Below are 20,409 nucleotides of genomic sequence, written 5' to 3' on the forward strand. Positions count from 1 at the left end.
GCGGCAGGCAGCGCGATCCGGGCTATCCTGTCCTCCATGCCCCGCAGGATACGAATGCCCACCAAATCGCCAGCCCTGAAAAGCCTCGCCGACCTGAAGAACGTTCAGCGCACCCTGGCCGAAGGCCGTGAGCGTGAATCCGCGGCGGCCGAGGCGCGCGCGGCGGTCGAGAAGAAACGACTGGCCGAGCAGGACCTCTTCACGCGCGCCATCGGCGCCACGAAGCCGCTGCGCCGGAAGGCCGCCGTCGCGCTCGCGCCCGAGCCGCCGGCACCGATTCCCGTGCAGCACCAGTTGGACGAGCAGCGCGTGCTGCGCGAATCGCTGTCCGACGAGTTCGACGTGACAACCCTGCTCGACGCCGACGACGCCATGAGCTTCCGTCGCCCCGGCATCAACACCGATGTCACGCGCAAGCTGCGCGCCGGCGAGTGGTCGATCCAGCGCGAAATCGACCTGCACGGCATGCGCAGCGACGAGGCGCGCGAGGCGCTCGGCGGCTTCATCCGCGATGCGTTCAAGCAAGGCGTGCGCTGCGTGCGCGTGGTGCACGGCAAGGGCCTGGGCTCGCCCGGCCGGCAGCCCGTGCTCAAGGCGAAGGTTCAGCGCTGGCTGATCCAGAAGAACGAGACACTGGCCTTCGTGCAGGCCAAGCCGGCCGAGGGTGGCGCGGGCGCCCTGCTCGTGCTGCTGACGCCGTCGCGGCGCTGACGCCTCAGCCGCCCTTGTTGCGCATCCAGTCGGCGGTCTGGAAGAAGGAGTCGCGCAGGCGCGCGCGCAAGTCCTCCGGCACCCCGGTCTCTCCCATCGCCTGGTCCATGCAGGCCAGCCACTCGTCGCGCTCCCGGATGCCGATCGAGTGCCCGCCGATGCTTTGCGGCAGATGGCGCGCGCGCAGCATCGGATGCCCGAAGCGATCGGTGTAATACTGCGGGCCGCCGAGCCAGCCGCAGAGAAACCAGAACAGGCGCTGGCGCGCGTTGTCGAGCGTCGTGCCGTGCACGGCCCGCAGCTGCGCGTAGGCGGGCTCGAGGTCCATCAGGTCGTAGAAGCGCTCGACCAGCGCGTGCACCTTGGCTTCACCGCCAATCCATTCGAACGGCGTGCCGGCGGGCGGCTTTTCTTGAATCTGCATGCCCGCAGTATGCATACGCCGTCATTGCCTTCTTCAATGGCCCTGATTGACGCTCTGCATTTGGACATCCGGGACATGTGGCGTAGATTGAGGGAGTTCCGCCGCATCAGCCGACGGTTCCGCTTGCTTGCCTAGCCAATCCAAGGAGATAGCCATGAGCTTGAAAGGATCGAGAACCGAGCAGAACCTGAAGGACGCCTTTGCGGGCGAATCCCAGGCCAATCGACGCTACCTGTATTTCGCGGTCAAGGCCGACATCGAAGGCCAGAACGACGTGGCGGCGCTGTTCCGCTCCACCGCCGAAGGAGAGACCGGGCATGCGCACGGCCATCTCGAGTTCCTCGAAGCGGTGGGCGATCCGGCCACCGGCCTGCCGATCGGATCGAGCCGCCTGAACCTCCAGTCCGCCGTGGCCGGCGAGACGCACGAGTACACCGACATGTACCCGGGCATGGCCAAGCAGGCGCGCGAGGAAGGCTTCGACGAGATCGCGAACTGGTTCGAGACGCTCGCCAAGGCCGAGCGCTCGCACGCCAATCGCTACACCAAGGCGCTCGAAGCGCTGGCCGACTGAGCGGCCCTGGCGTTCGGCGGACAAGGGGCCTCGTGCCCCTTGTTCTTTGACAGCACCGATCTTCGTCGCAAGGCCCACCCATGACGATTCGAGAAGGCAATCTCGAGGCTCCCACACGCCACCCGGTGGATTGGAAGAATCCGGACTTCCACGATCAGGCGTCCTGCGAAAAGGAGATGACGCGGGTCTTCGACATCTGCCATGGCTGCCGCCGTTGCGTGAGCCTGTGCGACGCCTTCCCGACCTTGTTCGACCTGATCGACGCCACCGCGCAGGGTGAGGTCCACGAAGTGGCAACGAAGGATTTCGCGAGCGTCGTCGACCAGTGCTACCTGTGCGACCTCTGCTACATGACCAAGTGCCCCTACGTGCCGCCGCATCCGTGGAACGTGGATTTCCCGCACGTCATGCTGCGAGCGAAGGCGATCAAGTTCAAGAACGGCGGCGTCGGCGCCGGCGAGAAGCTGCTCGCCTCGACCGATGTCCATGGCCAGTTCGCCGGGATTCCCGTGGTGGTGCAGGCCGTCAACGCGCTGAACAGGACGCGACCGGTGCGCAAGTTCCTCGACAGCGCCTTGCACGTCCACCCCGACGCCTGGCTGCCCGACCTGGCGACAAGGCGCTTTCGCTGGAGCGCCCCCAAGGATTCAGCCGCCATGCCGGTCCTGGACGGTGAGCGCACGCCCGGCAAGGTCGCCATCTTCTCGACCTGTTATGTGAATTACAACGAACCCGGCATCGGGTTCGACCTGATCAAGCTGCTCGCGCACAACGCCATCCCCTACATCGTCGTCGAGAAGGAGAGCTGCTGCGGCATGCCCAAGCTCGAACTCGGCGATCTCGAAGGCGTCGCCAGGCACAAGGAGGCCAACATTCCGGTGCTGGCGAAGTACGCGAAGCAGGGCTTTGCGATCCTGTCGGCGATACCGTCGTGCACGCTGATGTTCAAGCAGGAACTGCCGCTTCTCTTCCCCGACGACGCCGACGTCAAGCTGGTGCAGCAGGCAATGTTCGATCCTTTCGAATACCTGATGGCACGCCACAAGGACGGACTGCTGAAGACCGACTTCAAGGCGGCGCTGGGCAAGGTGAGCTATCACGTCCCCTGCCATGGCCGCGTGCAGAAGATCGGCAGGAAGACCGAGGAGATGTTCAAGCTGATCGGCCAGACCGTCGCGGTGCAGCTCAACACTGTAGAGCGCTGCTCGGGCCACGCCGGCACTTACGGCGTGAAGACCGCCACCCACCCGATCGCCATGAAGATCGGCAAGCCGGTGTTCAAGGCGATGGCGAAAGACACGCCCGACTACATCAGCTCCGACTGCGCGCTGGCCGGCCACCACATCGCGCAGGGCATGGCACAGGACGCGCTGCCCGCCGCACGGCTGCGGCATCCGCTCAGCCTCGTCCGCATGGCCTACGGCCTGGAGTGAACATGGCCATCACACGCGAAAGCCTGATGACGCTGGAGGCGTACGCCAAGATCCGCAAGTCCAGCACGTCCGATTTCATCGCACACCGCAAGCTGCGCACGGTGCGCCTGGGCGAGCACGTCAGCGTTCAGTTCGAGGACGAGCGCACGATGCGGCGCCAGATCCAGGAGATGCTGCACATCGAGAAGATCTTCGATGAAGCGGGAATCCAGAGCGAGATCGACACCTATGCGGCACTGGTGCCGGACGGCAGCAACTGGAAGGCCACCATGCTGATCGAGTATCCCGACGTGCATGAACGAAAGCGCGAGCTGGCCAGGCTCATCGGCGTGGAAGACCGCATGTTCGTCGAGGTGGAGGGGCACGAGCGCATCTACGCGATCGCCGACGAGGACCTCGACCGCGAGAACGACGAGAAGACATCGGCCGTCCATTTTGTCCGCTTCGAATTCGACCCGTCCGCGCGCGCGGCCGTGCGCGCGGGCGCGAACGTCAAGCTCGGTTGCGACCATGGCAACTACCCGGCGCTCGTGAGCATCGCGCCGGAGACGCTGGCCAGCCTGGCGGGCGACCTGCGTCAGGACGACTGAGCGCCGGACCCGATCTTGCGCAGCGCCTGCTGCAGATCGGCGCGCAGGTCCTCCAGGTCTTCGACGCCGACCGACAGGCGCACCAGCGCATCGCCGATGCCCAGGCGCGCGCGCGTCTCGGCCGGAATGGTGGCGTGGGTCATGATGGCCGGATGCTCGATCAGGCTCTCGACGCCGCCCAGGCTCTCGGCCAGCGAGAAGATGCGCACCGCTTCCAGAAAGCGCCGGGTCCCGGCCAGATCGGTGCGCAGCTCGATCGAGATCATGCCGCCGAAGCCTTCCATCTGGCGCCTCGCCAGTTCATGCTGCGGGTGCGAAGGAAGGCCCGGATAGTGCACGCGCGCCACCTGCGGCTGCTGTTCGAGCCATTGCGCAAGCACCTGCGCGTTGCCGCAATGCCGCTCCATGCGCAGCGCCAGCGTCTTCACGCCGCGCAGCGTGAGAAAGCTGTCAAAGGGGCCGGCGATCGCGCCCACCGCGTTCTGCAGGAAGCCCAGGCGCTCGCGCAGCGGCTCGTGCCGCGCCTCCCGGCCGACGATCGCGATGCCGCCGATCACGTCCGAATGGCCGTTGAGGTATTTGGTGGTCGAGTGCACGACCACGTCGAAGCCCAGCTCCAGCGGACGCTGGACCCAGGGGCTCGCGAAGGTGTTGTCGGCCACGCTGATGATCCTGCGCTCGCGGCAGATGTCGGCGATGGCGCGCAGGTCGGCCAGGCGCAGCAGCGGATTGGTGGGAGTTTCGACCCAGACCATGCGCGTGTCGGGCTGCAGGGCGGCGAGCAGACCGGCCGGATCGGTGAGGTCGACGAAGCTGAAGCGGTGGCCCGCGCTGCGCGCGCGCACGCGCTCGAACAGGCGGAAGGTGCCGCCATAGACGTCGTCGCCCGAGACGATGTGCGAGCCGGCGTCCAGCAACTCGAGCGTGGTCGAGATGGCCGCCAGGCCGGAAGCGAAAGCGAAGGCCGCCGAACCGCACTCGAGATCGGCCACGCAGCGCTCCAAGGCCCAGCGCGTGGGATTGTGCGAGCGGCCGTAGTCCAGCCCCTTGTGCACGCCGGGGCTCTGCTGCACATAGGTCGACGTCGCGTAGATCGGCGGCATGATCGCGCCCGTCGAAGGGTCGGGCGACTGGCCGGCATGGATCACGCGGGTCGCGAACGCGGGCTTGCGGGTGTCGGGTGTGTCCTGGCTCATTTCAAGCTTCTCCGAAGATGATTCAAGAGGTCGACGCGCGTGATGAGGCCGTGGAAGCCGGCCTCGTCCGCGATCATCGCCACCAGCCCGCGATCGAGCACGGCTTCGAGTTCGGCCAGGCTGGCGCCTGGCGGCAGCGTCTCGGGCAGATCGGTCATGGCGCCGCGCACCGCCGAGCGGAAATGGCCGGCATCGGCGTGCACGCCCAGGAGCAGATCGAACTCGTCGATCACGCCGACCAGCTTCGCCCCTTCGAGCACCGGCAGTTGCGATACATCGGCCAAGCGCATGCGCTGGAAGGCCGTGAGCAGCGTGTCCTCGGGGCCGACGCTGATCACGCTGCCTTCCTCGAAGCGGCGGGAGACCACGTCGCGCAGGTCACCGAAATGCGCCCGCGCGAGCAGCCCCTGGTCGAGCATCCACTGGTCGTTGTAGACCTTGGAGAGGTAGCGCGTTCCGGTGTCGCAGACGAAGGTGACGACCCGAAGCGGCCGCGTCTGTTCGCGGCAGAAGCGCAGCGCCGCGGCGAGCAGCGTCCCGGTGGAGGAGCCTCCCAGGATGCCTTCGGCGCGCAGCAGCTCGCGCGCGGTGCCGAAGCTTTCCTTGTCGCTGATCGAATACGCTTTCTTCACGCCGGACAGGTCGGCGATGGCCGGGATGAAGTCCTCGCCGATCCCCTCGACCGCCCAGGCCCCGGCCTCGCCGACCATCCCGCTGCGCGTGTACTGCGCGACCACCGAGCCGGCAGGGTCGGCCAGCACGAAGAAGAGCTCGGGCTGCACGGTGCGGAAGTAGCGCGTGAGGCCGGTGATGGTGCCGCCTGAGCCGACCCCGGCCACGATGGCATCCACGTCGTGACCGCACTGCTGCCAGATCTCGGGACCTGTGCTCGACGCGTGCGCGAGGGGGTTGTCCGGATTGTTGAACTGGTCGGCGAAGAAGGCGCCGGGGATTTGCTTGGCGAGCCGCGCGGCGTAGTCCTGGTAGTAGTCGGGATGGCCCTTGCCCACGTCGGAACGCGTGGTGTGCACCTCGGCGCCGAGCGCCTTGAGATGCAGCACCTTCTCGGTCGACATCTTGTCGGGCACCACGAGCACCACGCGGTAGCCCTTGGCGCCCGCCACCAGCGCCAACCCCAGACCGGTGTTGCCGGCGGTCGCCTCGACGACCGTCCCGCCAGGGCGCAGCCGGCCGTCGCGCTCGGCCGCCTCGATCATCGAGAGGCCGACGCGATCCTTGATGGAGCCGCCGGGGTTCTGCGATTCGAGCTTGAGGAACAGCGTGCAGGGGCCGGTATCCAGCCTCGTGACCGGTACCAGCGGCGTGTTGCCGATCAGGTCCAGCACCGCGGGGCGTGTGTCCATCGTCATGCCATCACCTCGTGCAGTCGACGGGCATGATCGTAGCCCCGCCCGGCCTACTCCGCCGCGCGCCGCAGCGTATCGATCACCGGGCGCCGCAGGATGTCGCGCAGGCCCCACCAACCCGCGGCCAGCGCCAGCACCGCGCCCGCCAGCGCGCCCGCGATGGGCACCAGCGGCGAGGCCGTCCAGGTGAAGTCGAAGACGTAGCGCGCCAGCGCCCAGCCGATGGCCGAGGCGACGATGCTGGCGAGGAAGCCGGCCAGCAGGCCCACGCCCACGAGTTCGGCGCGCTGGACCTGGCGCAGCAGGCTGGCGCGCGCGCCGACGGCGCGCATCACCGCGAACTCGCGCGCGCGCTCCTCGCGCGTGGCCGTGACGGCCGCGAACAGCACGACGAGCCCGGCCGCGAGCGCGAAGCCGAACAGGAATTCCACCGCGCCGATCACCTGGTCGAGCACGCGCTGCAACTGCCCGATGGTGGCGCTCATGTCGACGTTGGTCACATTGGGGAAGGCGCGCACCAGAGCGTTGTCGAAGCCCTTGCGCTCCGGCGCGCGAAAGGCGCTCATGTAGGTGAAGGGCACGTCGCCGCCCAGCGCGCTCACGGTGTACATGACGAAGAAGTTGGCGTGCAGCGAACCCCAGTCGACCTTGCGCGTGGAGGTGATGCGCGCATCGCTCTGGATGCCGCCGATGTCAAAGCGCAGCTTGTCGCCGAGCTTGAGGCCCAGCGTCTCCATCAGGCCCGCCTCCACGCTCACGGCGCCCTTCTCCTCGGGCTTCCAGGCGCCGGCGACGATCTCGTTGTGCGGCGGCCGCTCGGCCGCATTGCTGAGATTGAATTCGCGGTCGACCAGGCGCTTGGCGCGGTCGTCCGCATAGTCGTCGGGCGACACGGGCTTGTCGTTGATCGCCACCAGCCGGCCGCGAATCATCGGATACCAGTCGAACTTCGAGACGCCGCCCTCGCGCAGCGCCTTGCGGAAGGCATCGCCCTGGTCCGGCATCACGTTGATCACGAAACGGTTGGGCGCATCGGGCGGCGTGGCGCGTCGCCAGCTGGCGACGAGATCGGTGCGCAGCAGCACCAGCAGCACCAGCGCGAGCAGGCCCACCGCCAGCGCGCTGACCTGCACCACGGCATAGGCCGGCCGCGCCGAGATCTGGCGCGTGGCCAGCACCAGCCAGCGCGGGGCGGTCGATTCGTTGACGCTGCGGCGAAGCAGCAGCACGGCCAGCCAGCTCAGCAGCGCGAACACCGCGACGGCGGCGGCGAAACCGCCCACCGCGATGAGGCCCAGCTCCAGGTCGCTGCTGGCCGCGAGCAGCAGCGCGGCGAAGCCGGCGACCCCCAGCGTGAGCACCGCGACCGAGGCCGGCTTCAGGCCGCCCATGTCACGGCGGATCACGCGCAGCGGCGGAACCTGCGCCAGCTGCAGGACCGGCGGCAGCCCGAAGGCGAACAGCAGCGTGAGCCCCATGCCCATGCCGAAGGCCACCGGCGCGAAGGTGGGCGCGGGCAGGGCCGCCTCGACCAGGCCCGCCAGCAGCAGCACAAACACGTAGTGCACCGCGAAGCCGATGGCCACGCCGAGCGCGCTGGCGACCAGGCCGATCGCGGCGAACTCGAAGGCGTAGGCCTGCGCGATCGCGCGCTGGCTCTGGCCCAGCACGCGCAGCATGGCGCAATCGTCGAGGTGGTTGGCGGCGAAGCCGCGCGCCGCCAATGCCACGGCGACGGCGGACAGCAGCGCGGCAAGCAGGGCCACGAGGTTCAGGAATTTCTCCGCGCGGTCCAGGGTCTGGCGCATCTCGGGCCGCCCGCTCTCGAAGGACTCGAGGCGGGCGCCGCGCAGTTCGCTCTTCTTGATCGTCTCGTCGGCCCAGTCGCTGAAGCGCTGGACGGCGCCCGCCTCGCCCGCCACCGCGAAACGGTAGCTGACTCGGCTGGCCGGCTGCACGAGCGCCGTGCGCGCCACGTCGGCCTGGTTGAGCATGACGCGCGGCGCGAAGCTCAGGAAGCCGGCGCCGCGATCGGGTTCGAGCGCGATCACGCGCGCGATGCGCAGACTGGCGTCGCCCAGCAGCACGGGGTCGCCCACCTTCAATCCCAGCGATTCGAGCAGCGATGCATCGACCCAGGCCTCGCCCGGCGCCGGAACGTCGCGCGTCACCTGGCCCGGCGCGGCGGGATCGGTGCTCACCTGCAGGTGGCCCCGCAGCGGATAGCCGGCCGCCACGGCCTTCAGGGCAACCAGCTTGCTGGCGCCGCCCTGTGCCTCGCCGGCGCGCGCCATGGTCGGGAAACCATAGGTGCTCGTGCCCTGCAGGCCCAGCGAGCGGGCGCGCTCGACAAAGGCGGGCGGCGTCGGGTTGTCGGTGGCGAGCACGGCGTCGCCGCCCAGCAGTTGCCGCGCGTCGCGCTGCAGCCCGCCCTTGAGGCGATCGGCGAAGAAGCCGACGGCGGTGAGCGCCGCCACCGCGAGCACCACGGCGACGATCAGGAGACGGAGCTCGCCAGCGCGCAGGTCGCGCCAGAGGGTGCGCCAGCCGAGGCGAATGGATGCGTTCATGGACGAGACGATAGCCCAGCCGCCCCGCCCGTCCAATCCGAGGGACTTGGCCCGGGCTCAGGCAGGGGCTGCAGAGCGCGCCCCGGCCAGCTCGGGCTGCAGCACCAGCCGCCCGACGCCCGCATAGCAGACGAAGCGCCGGTGGGTCGCGCGCCCGATCGCGCAAAGGCCCACGCGCAGCGCGACCTCGTGCCCCATCTGCGTGATGCCGCTGCGCGAGACCACGATCGCCACGCCCATCTGGGCGGACTTGATCACCATCTCGCTCGTCAGGCGGCCCGTGGTGTAGAACACGCGCCGCCCCGTGAGCCGCCGCGCGGGCTGCATGGCGATCCAGCCCGCGATGGTGTCGATCGCGTTGTGGCGGCCGACGTCCTCGACGAAGCACTGCATGTGGACGTCGTCCCCCTCGCCGAGCGTGAACAGCGCGCAGCCATGCACCGAGCCGGCCGACTTGTAGGTGCTCTCCTGGAGCCGGATGGCATTGACCAGCGCGTAGAGCTGCGCCTGGGTGAAGCGGGTGTCGGGCAGCCGCAGCTTGTCGATGTCGGCCATCAGTTCGCCGAACACGCTGCCCTGCCCGCAGCCGGTCGTCACCACCTTCCTGGCCGTGCGTTCCTCGATGCGATCGATGCCGGCGTGCGTGCGCACCGCGGCGGCGCCGACCTCCCAGTCGACGGTGACGGATTCGACATCGAAGGCGGATTCGATCAGGCGCTGGTTGAGCAGGTAGCCCAGCACCAGCAGCTCCGGCTCGGCGCCGAGCGTCATCAGCGTGACGAGTTCGCGCCGATCCACATAGACCGTGAGGTCGCGCTCGGCGGGGATGGAGACGACACCGCGCTCGCCGTGCTCGTCGACGATCTCGATCTCGCGCGTGAGGGGAGCCTTGGCCCGCGTCAGGCGCGGCAGCGGCCTCGGATCTTCGGCGCCGGCAGGTGACGTCACTTCTTCGGCGCGGGGTTGGTCTCGGCCGAGGTCTGGTTGCTGCTCGGCGGCGAGGCGGCGTCGGTCGCCGGCGAATGGGCGCCCGAGGCCTCGATCGGTTTGGCTTCCTCGGGCGCGGTGTAGGCGAACGGGCCGGGGTCGGCGCAAGGCGGTGTGGCGACCGGCGCCGGCACCGTCTTCCCCGCCGCGGCGGCGCTCGCACGGTACCTGGCCGCCACCTGGTCCTGCGACAGGCACAGCTTGTAGCTGTCGACCTTGCCGGCCCAGGCGGTCCTGGCCGCCGTCTCGGCCGCCTTGGCCTTGGCCTCGGGGCTGAGCGTGGGGGCGGGCAGCTTCGCGAAGGCCCATGGGGCCGCGAATGCGAACGCGAGCGACAGTGCGCAGAGCTTGGGCAGCTTCGTCATGAGGATGTTCCTTGGGCCGGCAGCGGGCGCACGGGCGCGGCCGCATCGGGGGTGCGCCGCGCCGGGATCTTGCCAGCCGCGATGTCGTCGTACCAGAGTTCGTGGTGTTCGCGCGCCCAGGTCTCGTCCACATCGCCGTCCCGCATGGCGCCATAGGCGCCCTTCATGCCGAGCGTGCCGATGTAGATGTGACCCATGATCAAGGCGATCATGCACAGCGTCGCGACCGCGTGGATCATGTGCGCGACCTGCATTTCGCCACGCGTATAGACGAAGCCCGGCAGCAGCTTGTCCATGAAGAGGCCGGAGCCGATCACGATGCTGCCGAGAAACAGCACCCCGCCCCAGAACACCACCTTCTCGCCGGCGTTGAAGCGGTGCGAAGGCGGCTCCTTGCCGCCGAAGAGACCGCCGGCATGCATGAGCCAGGTCCAGTCCTCCTTGCGCGGCCAGTTGCTGCGGATGAAGGTGAAGACCATGAAGATCGTGGTCAGCACGAACAGCGGCCCGACGAAGTTGTGCACGGTCTTGAGTACGTAGGTCAGCCAGCCGAAGAGCGCGCCGCCGAGCACCGGCAGCAGGAAGAACTTGCCGAAGGCCATCACGATGCCGGAGACGGCCAGCGTGGTGAAGGCGCCGGCATTCGACCAGTGCGTCGCGCGCTCAAAGGGCGTGAAGCGCTCGATCCTGCGCCCGGTCTCCGCGCCGTGCAGCCCGATGGGCCCGCGTGCGAAGTAGTAGATCGCCAGGGCCAGCAGCGTCACGAACAGCAGTGCGGCGCCGTAGGGAATGATCCAGTCGTTGCGCACCTGGCGCCAGGCTTCGCCGGCGTTGGTGAAGCGCGAGCCGGGGTACTGCACGAAGCGCTGGATCAGGTTGCCCGCTTCGGGCGCCTCGCTCAGCGGCAGGCTGCTGTAGCCGGTCGCCCCGCCGCTGACCTGGCGCCACATCGGCGCGTTGTTGCCCGGCTGCACCTTGTTGCGTTCGCCGTTGGTCTGCTGGAGGTAGTTCGGATCGGCGCTCGCCTCGGGCTTGACCTCGAAGATGTTCTGGCCGCGGATGCCGCCGGCCGCCTGCGCGGGCTCGGCCGGGGCCGCGGCCGGCGCGCCCGTGACCACGCCTTGCACGGCCGGCCCCGGCGCCTGCGTCTGGGCCGGCTGCGCCAGGGCGGCGGCGCCAAGGCCCAGCATGCCCGTCAGGACGAGGGCGTTCAGGGCCTGTCTCATGCAACTAGTGCCATTCATGCCGCCTCCCGTTCACTCTTCCCGGTTGTATTCGTTCTGGCCCATGGAGCGGGTCTTGAGCTGCTGCTCCCACGCGGCCTTGTCGCCGGGCTGGTAGCCCGATGCGGTGAAGGCGGTGCCGCTGTCGGGCTTCGTGCCGGTGCCGGTCCACGGCGCGGCGTCATGCCTGACGCCCTCCGCGTTGGTCTGCGGCTTTTCGCCGCAGGCCGCCAGGAGCAGCGCGGTCGCAGCCAGCGCCAGGATGAGCGGCGCGCGCTTCACTTCGTGCCTCCGTTGGTCGGGGTGCCCGCCTGCTGCGAGCCGTAGGCCGTGCCCCAGCCCCACACTTCGGCGCCCTTGCCGCGATGCAGCACGCGGGTGCGGAAGATGTCGGCCACCACGTCGCCGTCGCCGGCGAGCAGTGCCTTGGTCGAGCACATCTCGGCGCACGCCGGCAGCTTGCCCTCGGCCAGGCGGTTGCGCCCGTATTTCTCGAACTCGGCTTCGGAGCCGTTGGCTTCGGGCCCGCCGGCGCAGAAGGTGCACTTGTCCATCTTGCCGCGCGCGCCGAAGGTGCCCTGGGAGGGAAACTGCGGCGCGCCGAAGGGGCAGGCATAGGAGCAGTAGCCGCAGCCGATGCACACGTCCTTGTCGTGCAGCACCACACCCTCCTCGGTGCGATAGAAGCACTGCACCGGGCACACCGCCATGCAGGGCGCATCGGAGCAATGCATGCAGGCCACCGAGATCGACTTCTCGCCCGGCACCCCGTCATTGAGCGTCACCACGCGGCGGCGGTTGACGCCCCAGGGCACCTCGTTCTCGTTCTTGCAGGCCGTCACGCAACCGTTGCACTCGATGCAGCGCTCGGAATCGCAGACGAATTTCATTCTTGCCATGGCGATACCCTCATGCTTTCTCGATGTTGCAGACCGTGGTCTTCGTCTCTTGCATCATGGTGACGCTGTCGTATCCGTAGGTGGTCGCCGTATTGATCGCCTCGCCGCGCACCAACGGATGCGCGCCGGCCGGGTAGTACGGCAGCATGTCCACGCCCTGCCAGTGACCCGAGAAGTGGAAGGGCATGAACACGGTGTCGGGCCCGACGCGCTCGGTGACCATGGCCTGCACGTTGAGCTTCGCCCCGGTCGGCGTGTGCACCCATGCGCGTTCGCCGTTGCGGATGTTCTTCTCGGCCGCCACCTTGGGGTTGATCTCGATGAACATCTCCTGCTGCAGCTCGGCCAGCCAGGGGTTGGACCGCGTTTCCTCGCCGCCGCCTTCGTACTCGACCAGGCGACCGGAGGTCATCACGTAGGGGAACTTCTCGGCCACCTTGTCCGCGATGTTCTTCTGCTGGATGCTCTTGTAGAGCGTGGGCATGCGCCAGAAGGCCATCTTGTCGTCGTGCGTCGGGTACTTGGCCATCAGGTCCGGCCGGTTGCCGTAGAGCGGCTCGCGATGCTGCGGGATGCCGTCCGGGAAGTTCCACACCACCGCGCGCGCCTTGGCGTTGCCGAAGGGATGGCAGCCATGGTTCTTCATGAACACGCGGATCATGCCGCCCGAGCTGTCGGTCTTCCAGTTCTTGCCCTCCGCCTTGGCCTTCTCGTCGGCCGTCAGTTCATCCCACCAGCCCAGCTTCTTGAGCAGCAGGTGATCGAGTTCGGGATAGCCGGTCGTGATGTCGGCACCGAGCGAGTGCGAGCCGTCCTCGGCCAGCAGGTTCTTGCCGTTGCGCTCCACGCCGAAGTTGGCGCGGAAGTTCCCGCCCCCGTCCATGACGTGCTTGGAGGTGTCGTACAGGTTGGGCGAGCCCGGGTGCTTGAGCTCGGGGGTGCCGTAGCAGGGCCAGGGCAGCCCGTAGTAGTCGCCCGCGATGTCATAGCCGTTGACCTTGTCCTTGACGGAGCCCTTGGCCTTGAGGGTTCGCACGTCGAAGGCGCCCATGTTGCGCATGTGCGCCTGCAGCCGCTCCGGGCTCTGGCCGGTGTAGCCGACCGCCCAGCAGCTCCTGTTGATCTCGCGCAGGATGTCGTCGGGCACGGGTTCGTCCATGCCCTTGACCTTCTGCATCTTGTAGTTCTTGCTCAGCTCCTTGCCGAAGCCGAGGCGGTCGGCGAACTGCTGCATGATCATGTAGTCGCTGCGGCTTTCCCACAGCGGCTCGATCACCTTCTCGCGCCATTGCAGCGAGCGGTTCGAGGCGGTGACGGAGCCGCTGGTCTCGAACTGCGTGCAGGCCGGCAGCAGGTAGACCGCGCGCTTCGCGTTCAGGTCTTCGGGCCGGCCGGGCATCGCGGCCATGGCCGCTGTCGCCGAAGGGTACGGGTCGACCACCACCAGCAGGTCAAGCTTGTCCATCGCCCGCTTCATCTCCAGGCCGCGGGTCTGGGAGTTCGGCGCGTGGCCCCAGTAGAAGACGCCGCGCAGGTTGGAATCCTGGTCGATGAGCTCGTTCTTCTCGAGCACGCCGTCGATCCAGCGCGAGACGGTGATGCCCGGCTTGGTCATCATCGCCGGCGATGCGTAGCGGCCCTTGATCCACTCGTAGTCCACGCCCCAGACCGCGGCGAAATGCCGCCACGAACCCTCGACCAGGCCGTAGTAGCCGGGCAGGGAATCCGGGTTGGGGCCGACGTCGGTGGCGCCCTGGACGTTGTCGTGGCCGCGGAAGATGTTGGTGCCCCCGCCCGTGCGGCCCACGTTGCCGAGCGCGAGCTGGAGGATGCAGGAGGCCCGCACGATGGCGTTGCCGATGGTGTGCTGCGTCTGGCCCATGCACCACACGATGGTGCCGGGGCGGTTCTCGTTGAGCCAGGTCGCGACTTTCAGCACCTGGGCTTCCTTGACGCCGCAGGCCTCCTCGACCTTGTCGGGCGTCCACTTGGCCAGCACCTCCGCGCGCACCTCATCCATGCCGTAGACGCGGTCGTCGATGTACTTCTTGTCTTCCCAGCCGTTCTTGAAGATGTGGTGCAGGATGCCGAAGAGAAAGGCGATGTCCGAGCCCGAGCGGATGCGCACGTATTCGTCGGCCTTGGCGGCCGTCCGCGTGAAGCGCGGGTCGACCACGATCATCTTGCAGCCGTTTTCCTTGGCGTGCAGCATGTGCAGCATGCTCACCGGATGCGCCTCGGCGGCGTTGGAGCCGATGTACATCGCGACCTTCGCGTTGCGCATGTCGTTGTACGAATTCGTCATGGCGCCGTAGCCCCATGTGTTCGCCACGCCGGCGACGGTGGTCGAGTGGCAGATGCGGGCCTGGTGGTCGCAGTTGTTGCTGCCGAAGAAGCTCACGAACTTGCGCAGCAGATAGGACTGCTCGTTGCTGTGCTTGCTGGAGCCGATCCAGTAGATCGCATCGGGGCCGCTGGCCCGGGTCAGTTCCTTGAGCTTGGCCGTGATCTCGTCGAGCGCCGTGTCCCAGCTGATGCGCTCGTACTTGCCGTTGACCAGCTTCATGGGATAGCGCAGCCGGTATTCGCCATGGCCGTGCTCGCGCAGCGCGGCACCCTTGGCGCAGTGCGCGCCCAGGTTGATGGGCGAATCGAACACCGGCTCCTGCCGCACCCAGACGCCGTTCTCGACCACGGCGTCCGAGGCGCAGCCCACCGAGCAGTGCGAGCACACCGTGCGCTTGACTTCGATCTTGCCGGCGCCGATGGCCGACGGCCGGCCCTCGGCGGCCTGCGCCTTGCGGATCAGCGTGAGCTGGCCCGCCGCCAGGCCGACGCCGACGCCCAGGCCCGAGCGCCGCAGGAAGGCGCGCCGGTCCATGGTCGGCAGGGCGTTGGAGAGGCCGCGCCGCAGGCTGTGGACGAAGGGCGAGGCCGAGGGGGAATCGGGGGCACTGTGAACCGCGGTGCCCGTCGCTTTCCTGGTCAGAAGCATCGTGTGTTCCTCACGCCGAAGTGGTCTTGTAGTAGCGCTTGACGTGCTCGCTCAGCGAATAGCCGCCGCCCTTCTCGGGTGGCGGCTTGAGGACAGGCGCGTCGGTGGAGGTGGCGGGCGCCTCGACGACCCTGGGCAGGACCGTGACGGCCGCCGCTGCCGCGCCGACGGTGGCGGCGCCGAAAAAGAACCCTCGACGGGAGGCCGGCCGGGGGCCGGCGGATTGGCTGTCCTGCATAACATCTCCAGGAGTGGTCTTGGCTGAATGAGATATGAAACCAGTTACATACCTTTGGATACTAGTCCAGACCCTAATGCCGCGCCAAGCGGGAATCCGCCCGTGCTCAGCTCAGCATGTCGAAACCCTGGACCTCGACTTCGCCGAAGGCGCGCGTGAGCCCGGCGAGCGCCGCGTAGAAGTGTGCCTTCGGATGCTGCGCCACGGCCTCGCACAGGGCCGGCAGCCAGGGCTGGAGATGCGTCGAGAAGAAGGCCTGCTGCTGCGTGAGGTTGGCGACCTCGACGTCGTCGCCGGCGATCAGGTAGCGCATCACTTCGAAGAGACAGGCGAGGTGGTCTTCGGTCTCGTAGGTGGTCTCGGTGCGCGCGAGGCCGAGCCGGTCGAGATCGTTGCGCAGGTGGGCCAGCGGCTTGTCGTTGAGGAAGCCGCTCAGGTAGTGCGAGCCGAACAGGTAGATCTCGGGCTTTCCGATGCCGCCGAAGAGCGCGTCGTATTCGGCGCGCACCGCGCCCTCGTCCATCTCGCGCGCGATGCCCACCAACCGCCGCCAGGGCTCCTCGAGGAAGGCGCCGGCGGCCGGCGCCTCGGTCGGCGCGACCGCGAAGGCCTGATGCAGCTGCGCGTCGGGCGCGGCGTACCACAGGCGCGCCAGCAGGCCGTAGAGCTCGGCGCGCGCGACTTCCTCGTCGAGGGCCGAAGAGACGGGAATGGCCTGGCTCATAGCTGCGTGATCTTCAGTTCGTCCTGGGCGCTGTACAGGTCGATGACCCGGCAGTCGCCGCACATCTTGAGGCGTTCGATCGCCTCGCCCTGGAACATCGCATGGCCGGCGAGCTTGCCGAGCATGGCCTCGATGGCCTTCTGCGTCCCGAAGGGCTTGCCGCAGCGGACGCAGGCCCAGGGCCTCGCCTCGTTGAGCAGCACCGGCTGCCTGCGCTCCGGCGACGCCAGCAGGCGCGGCACCAACGAGACGGCGCCCTCGGGACAGGTGCTCGCGCAAAGCCCGCACTGCACGCAGTTCTTCTCGATGAAGCGAAGCTGCGGCGCGTTCGGGTTGTCCTGCAGCGCGCTGGTCGGACAGGCGCTGACGCAGGCCAGGCACAGGGTGCACTTGTCCTTGTCGACGGCGATGGCACCGAAGGGGGCGCCGGCGGGCAGGGAAATGGCCAATGCGCCGGTCCCGTTCGCCGCCGGCGCGGACTTCAGCGCCGGCGATTCGTCCATGAGATGGTCGAGCGCGAGTTCGAGGGTGCCGCGCTTGTCGGCGCTCACCGCATGGCGGGCGAGCTTCGCGGGCACCTGCTGGCGGGTGCCGCGCAAGGCGGCGAGCGCGCCGTCCAGCGCGGCGGGCGTTGCCGCCTCGACCAGCCGGAAATGCGTGCCCGCGTAGCCCAGCCCGCGCAGCAGCGCCTGTGCGATTTCCATCTGCTTCTTCAGCATGTCCAGGTACTGCGGCGCTTCCTCGCCCGTCGACAGCACGAGCACTTGCGAGGCGCCGAAGGCCACGGCGCTGAGCCAGAGGTCGATGCCCGTGCTCGCGGCATGCCAGAGCGCCACGGGCATCACGCTGGCCGGCACGCCCTCGGCGTGGCCAAGCCGCGCCTGCCGGCCGAGCTGATCGACCATGGCCTGGCCGCCCTCCTGGCTGTGCAGCAGCACGACCGCGTCGCGCCCGCCCGCTGCGGCATAGGTGGACAGCAGCGTGCGCAGCTTGAGCCCCTGGTCGGGCGCGCGCGGATAGGTGTAGCCGAGGGCGCCGGTCGGACAGGCGGTGGTACAGGCGCCGCAGCCGACGCAGAGATTCGGGTTGACGACGATCCGCTGGCGCGCCTTGTCGCTGCTCACCGCGTGGGCCGAGCACACCTCGATGCAGGCATTGCAGCCCACCACCTCGTTGCGGCTGTGGGCGCAGAGCTTCTGCCTGTAATCAAAGAACTTCGGCTTCTCGAATTCGCCCACCAGTTCGCGCAGGCGCAGCATCGCCTGCAGCCCCTGTGGATTCGCGATGCCGCCGGGCAGATGGAAGTAGCCCTGCGGCGGCGCATGCCAGTCGATGCGCGGCGCGGCGCCGAGGTCGAGCACCAGGTCGAAGGCTCCCTCCAGCGGCTCGGGCGCGCGCCGGAAGTCGATGGCGCCAGCCACCGTGCAGGCGCGCTCGCAGGCGCGGTGCGAGGTGCAGCGGGCGTTGTCGATCTGGTAGTCGAGGCCGATGGCCTGTTCGGGACATGCGACGACGCAGGCATTGCAGCGGGTGCAGAGATCGAGGTCGATGGCGTTGTCGCGCGTCCACTGCAGCCTGAAGGCGCCGAGCCAGCCGGCAAGCGCGTCCATGCGGCCCGCGATCACGGGCCAGCGGCGTTCCTGCGCGCCCCCGTTGGCGCCGGGCCCCTGGGAAAAGATCGTCACCTCCAGCGTGTCGGCCACCAGCGCGGCCGCCTGCTCCGCCTGGTCGAGCGGCCCGACGATCAGCAGCCGGCCGCGGCTCGCATAGCTGACGGTGGCGACCGGGTCGGGCTCCGGCAGGCGGGCCAGCGCGAGCAGCGCGGCGATCTTGGGCATGGCGCCCTTCGCGTCACGGCTCCAGCCGCCGGTTTCGCGGATGTTGACGAAGCGGATCGGGGAGCTCGCGCCCGGCGTCTGCCCCGCGAGTTCGCCGAACAGCCGGCGTTCCTGCGTGCAGGCGACCACGACGTCGTCGCCGGATTGAATGGCACGCTGGAAAGAGGACGCCTCGCGCCGGCACAGCGCGGAATGGAGAGGCAGCGTCTCATTCAGCGCCGCCCCGAGCGTCTTCGGCTCGAGGGGCATCGTCTGGTTGCAGTCGCAGATCAGCGTGGTGGTCATCGGTCTCTGGGCTGGCCGCTTGCGCATCGGCAACCGGCGGGCTGGGAACTGGGGCCTGGGAACCGTCCGACTGTGCCACGTCCGCCGATCCATCGCCCTCGGGAGTTCCTTGGGGCTCCTCCTCGAACAGGTTCAGGAAGCTGGCGCTCGCCATCTGGCGCAGCACGCTCTCGGGCAGGGGCGTGGGCTTGGAGTAGTCGTCGACGTAGGTGTCGAGCCCGTCCATCACATTGAAGTGCGGGGCGGCGAACAGCTTGCGGAAGGCGGCGTTCCTGACCTCCGGCGCGACGTTCTTCGCCGCGAACGGCCTGAAGTCCGAATCGATGGTCAGCGCCTGCGCATCTGCGAGCGTCAGAGGGGGCGGAGGATCTGCTTCTTTCGCCTCTTGCGCCAGGCCCGGATGGATGTCGGCGCTTGGGTCCGCCTGCGGCATCGGGACCGGCGCCGCATCGGGAGCAGCTGTCGGCTCAGCCGGCGGCACTTCACCGGTCCGCACCTGCTGCTTGCGGCGCGACCACCGATCGAAAAATCCTTCAGACATCGCCAGTTCCCCCGCCGCCATGCTTCTTGCCGGTCGACACGCTCGCCGCGTTGCCGAAGCGATCGACCAGCGGCCTGAAGCTTTCCGGCCGCTTGCGCCGCTTGGGCTCCATCACATAGTGCTCCCGGATGAAGCCGCGCATCCACTCGACCACCTCCGGCGGCGCGGGCACCTGCTCGACAGATTCCTGCGCATCGAGCCAGCGGCCGGCCTCGTTGTAGCTCAGCGTCACGACGACCGGACGCGGAATCGGCTCGGACGCCAGGGTGGGTTGCTCGTCCATGCGCCAGAGCACGAACCAGCAGGGCGCCGGCGTGGCCGCGTTGAGTTCGTAACCCTCGGCATCGTCGCGGAACAGCTCGACCTTGAAGCCCGGATGCAACCAGAGTTGCTCGCCCGCGTCGTCGCGCAGCAGCTTCGGCGTGCCGCCGAAACCAGGCTCGTCCGGCACCACCCCGTCGAGTGTCCAGCGCCACGGCTGCCAGTGGCTGGACGGCCCGTGCAGCCGCTCGCGCCGCATCAGCACGGCCACATCGAGAGACGGGCGCGCCCCCGCGGGCGTGGGAATTTCAGGAGAGGCCATGCGCCGGACGATAGCCCATGCGCGAAGCGATACAGGCGGCGATGGATTTCAGTTCGGGCCGATCGCTGTCACGTTTAGTAGTAATTTTGTGATAAACGCACGGTTAAAACGAAACCTAAGTTCTCATTTCCAAGCAAACAGGGCTCAGATACGTTTCAATACAGTCATTGCAAAGGAGTACTTATGAGCTACTACGAAAACGACTACGCACTCGGCGACCTGGAAGTGAAAGTTTCCGAACTGCTGATCGCCACGCCGGACGTGAGCGATCCGCTCGTCGACGGCGCAGTCCATCGGGTACTCAAGCTCCTGCGCGAACAGCACGGAATGGAAGCGGCATTCGCCTGCGAAGTGATCGACGGCCAGCGCGTATCGCGCCGCACCCAGCCCTCCGAGCGCGCCCAGTTCATCGACGAAGTCTCGGATCCGCTGGAACTCGCCTTCTGCAAGCAGGTCGTCCGTGCGAAGGTTCCTTCGGGCTGCTACCTCAGCGCGCCGGTGGTGCTCGGCAACGGGCTGATCTACGGCACGCTCTATTCCTTCAGCTTCAATCCGGACGCGGCGCTCGAGATGCGCGATCTGAAGAAGCTCGAAATGGCTGCGCAGCTCGCCGCGCGCCTGCTCAACGAGCGCCAGCCGAAGGCTGCCGCCCCGAACGCGCCGCAACGCGCGGCCCAGGCGCAGTACGCCTGATACGGCCCGCAGCGGCGGGCTAGCCCGAAGTTCCAGCGCCGCGTGCGCCGGTTTCAGCCAATAAGCCCTCTGGAATCAATGAGATAGGTGCTTTCTTGGTTTGCTGGATGTAGGCATGTATTTTCTTGAATATGCCAATGACATCGCCTATATATGTAGGCATGCATGTCCAT

At 68.1% G+C, this 20,409-nt stretch carries 20 protein-coding genes; 5 read left to right on the forward strand and 15 right to left on the reverse strand.

All coding sequences use genetic code 11. From position 1 onward, the window contains the following. Positions 1-54 precede the first annotated feature (54 nt). Positions 55-711 (forward strand): Smr/MutS family protein, encoded by a 657-nt coding sequence (locus AC1DNF_RS24940; protein ID WP_478151325.1) that lies wholly within the window; start codon positions 55-57, stop codon positions 709-711. A 4-nt stretch (positions 712-715) separates the two neighbouring features. Here AC1DNF_RS24940 and AC1DNF_RS24945 read toward each other — a convergent pair whose 3' ends face one another. Further along, positions 716-1,135 (reverse strand): group II truncated hemoglobin, encoded by a 420-nt coding sequence (locus AC1DNF_RS24945; protein ID WP_478151326.1) that lies wholly within the window; start codon positions 1,133-1,135, stop codon positions 716-718. A 154-nt stretch (positions 1,136-1,289) separates the two neighbouring features. On the opposite strand from AC1DNF_RS24945, the gene AC1DNF_RS24950 reads away from it, so the two are divergent. The 3 genes from AC1DNF_RS24950 (at position 1,290) to AC1DNF_RS24960 (ending at position 3,732) form a co-directional block, all read left to right on the forward strand. Then, complete coding sequence (locus AC1DNF_RS24950) at positions 1,290-1,709, forward strand: rubrerythrin family protein (RefSeq protein ID WP_478151327.1); 420 nt, start codon at positions 1,290-1,292, stop codon at positions 1,707-1,709. A gap of 80 nt (positions 1,710-1,789) precedes the next feature. Continuing rightward, positions 1,790-3,142, forward strand: a complete 1,353-nt coding sequence (locus tag AC1DNF_RS24955) for a (Fe-S)-binding protein (protein WP_478151328.1) — start codon at positions 1,790-1,792, stop codon at positions 3,140-3,142. Positions 3,143-3,144: 2 nt separating this feature from the next. Continuing rightward, positions 3,145-3,732 carry a DUF3501 family protein gene (locus tag AC1DNF_RS24960; RefSeq protein ID WP_478151329.1) on the forward strand — a complete coding sequence of 196 codons (588 nt, stop codon included), beginning with the start codon at positions 3,145-3,147 and terminating at the stop codon, positions 3,730-3,732. On the opposite strand, the gene AC1DNF_RS24965 is transcribed toward AC1DNF_RS24960, so the two are convergent. From AC1DNF_RS24965 to AC1DNF_RS25030, 14 genes are all read right to left on the reverse strand, one after another. Then, entirely contained in the window at positions 3,720-4,928 is a 1,209-nt protein-coding gene (locus AC1DNF_RS24965) for a trans-sulfuration enzyme family protein (protein WP_478151330.1), read from the reverse strand. The two genes, AC1DNF_RS24960 and AC1DNF_RS24965, sit on opposite strands and share 13 nt — an antisense overlap. Then, positions 4,925-6,298 (reverse strand): pyridoxal-phosphate dependent enzyme, encoded by a 1,374-nt coding sequence (locus tag AC1DNF_RS24970; RefSeq protein WP_478151331.1) that lies wholly within the window; start codon positions 6,296-6,298, stop codon positions 4,925-4,927. The genes AC1DNF_RS24965 and AC1DNF_RS24970 overlap by 4 nt, the downstream gene beginning before the upstream one ends. 47 nt (positions 6,299-6,345) lie before the next feature. Further along, on the reverse strand, positions 6,346-8,865 hold the full coding sequence (locus AC1DNF_RS24975; protein ID WP_478151332.1) for an ABC transporter permease: 2,520 nt from the start codon (positions 8,863-8,865) through the stop codon (positions 6,346-6,348). Positions 8,866-8,922: 57 nt separating this feature from the next. After that, positions 8,923-9,813 carry a formate dehydrogenase accessory sulfurtransferase FdhD gene (locus AC1DNF_RS24980; protein WP_478151333.1) on the reverse strand — a complete coding sequence of 297 codons (891 nt, stop codon included), beginning with the start codon at positions 9,811-9,813 and terminating at the stop codon, positions 8,923-8,925. Then, positions 9,810-10,217 (reverse strand): hypothetical protein, encoded by a 408-nt coding sequence (locus AC1DNF_RS24985; RefSeq protein WP_478151334.1) that lies wholly within the window; start codon positions 10,215-10,217, stop codon positions 9,810-9,812. Before AC1DNF_RS24985 ends, AC1DNF_RS24980 begins: the two co-directional genes overlap by 4 nt. Next, positions 10,214-11,443 carry a formate dehydrogenase subunit gamma gene (locus AC1DNF_RS24990; RefSeq protein ID WP_478151335.1) on the reverse strand — a complete coding sequence of 410 codons (1,230 nt, stop codon included), beginning with the start codon at positions 11,441-11,443 and terminating at the stop codon, positions 10,214-10,216. Before AC1DNF_RS24990 ends, AC1DNF_RS24985 begins: the two co-directional genes overlap by 4 nt. Positions 11,444-11,473: 30 nt before the next feature. Then, on the reverse strand, positions 11,474-11,722 hold the full coding sequence (locus tag AC1DNF_RS24995) for a hypothetical protein (protein ID WP_478151336.1): 249 nt from the start codon (positions 11,720-11,722) through the stop codon (positions 11,474-11,476). After that, the gene (gene fdh3B, locus AC1DNF_RS25000) at positions 11,719-12,339 is read right to left on the reverse strand and encodes a formate dehydrogenase FDH3 subunit beta (protein ID WP_478151337.1); all 621 of its coding nucleotides are present in this window, start codon (positions 12,337-12,339) and stop codon (positions 11,719-11,721) included. The genes AC1DNF_RS24995 and fdh3B overlap by 4 nt, the downstream gene beginning before the upstream one ends. A 10-nt stretch (positions 12,340-12,349) precedes the next feature. Continuing rightward, a complete protein-coding gene (locus AC1DNF_RS25005; RefSeq protein ID WP_478151338.1) occupies positions 12,350-15,334 on the reverse strand; it encodes a formate dehydrogenase subunit alpha in 2,985 nt (994 codons plus the stop codon). A gap of 10 nt (positions 15,335-15,344) precedes the next feature. Next, positions 15,345-15,572: a formate dehydrogenase gene (locus tag AC1DNF_RS25010; RefSeq protein WP_478151339.1), complete on the reverse strand. Its 228-nt coding sequence runs from the start codon at positions 15,570-15,572 to the stop codon at positions 15,345-15,347. 106 nt (positions 15,573-15,678) lie between these two features. Beyond that, complete coding sequence (locus AC1DNF_RS25015; protein WP_478151340.1) at positions 15,679-16,296, reverse strand: TorD/DmsD family molecular chaperone; 618 nt, start codon at positions 16,294-16,296, stop codon at positions 15,679-15,681. Further along, entirely contained in the window at positions 16,293-18,419 is a 2,127-nt protein-coding gene (locus tag AC1DNF_RS25020) for a 4Fe-4S binding protein (RefSeq protein WP_478151341.1), read from the reverse strand. Before AC1DNF_RS25020 ends, AC1DNF_RS25015 begins: the two co-directional genes overlap by 4 nt. Then, complete coding sequence (locus AC1DNF_RS25025) at positions 18,343-18,981, reverse strand: DUF3306 domain-containing protein (RefSeq protein WP_478151342.1); 639 nt, start codon at positions 18,979-18,981, stop codon at positions 18,343-18,345. The genes AC1DNF_RS25020 and AC1DNF_RS25025 overlap by 77 nt, the downstream gene beginning before the upstream one ends. Beyond that, complete coding sequence (locus AC1DNF_RS25030) at positions 18,953-19,543, reverse strand: DUF3305 domain-containing protein (protein ID WP_478151343.1); 591 nt, start codon at positions 19,541-19,543, stop codon at positions 18,953-18,955. The genes AC1DNF_RS25025 and AC1DNF_RS25030 overlap by 29 nt, the downstream gene beginning before the upstream one ends. 183 nt (positions 19,544-19,726) lie before the next feature. On the opposite strand from AC1DNF_RS25030, the gene AC1DNF_RS25035 reads away from it, so the two are divergent. Then, on the forward strand, positions 19,727-20,236 hold the full coding sequence (locus tag AC1DNF_RS25035; RefSeq protein ID WP_478151344.1) for a hypothetical protein: 510 nt from the start codon (positions 19,727-19,729) through the stop codon (positions 20,234-20,236). Positions 20,237-20,409: the final 173 nt, after the last annotated feature.

It is taken from the genome of Variovorax sp. 01T432 (assembly GCF_056398605.1).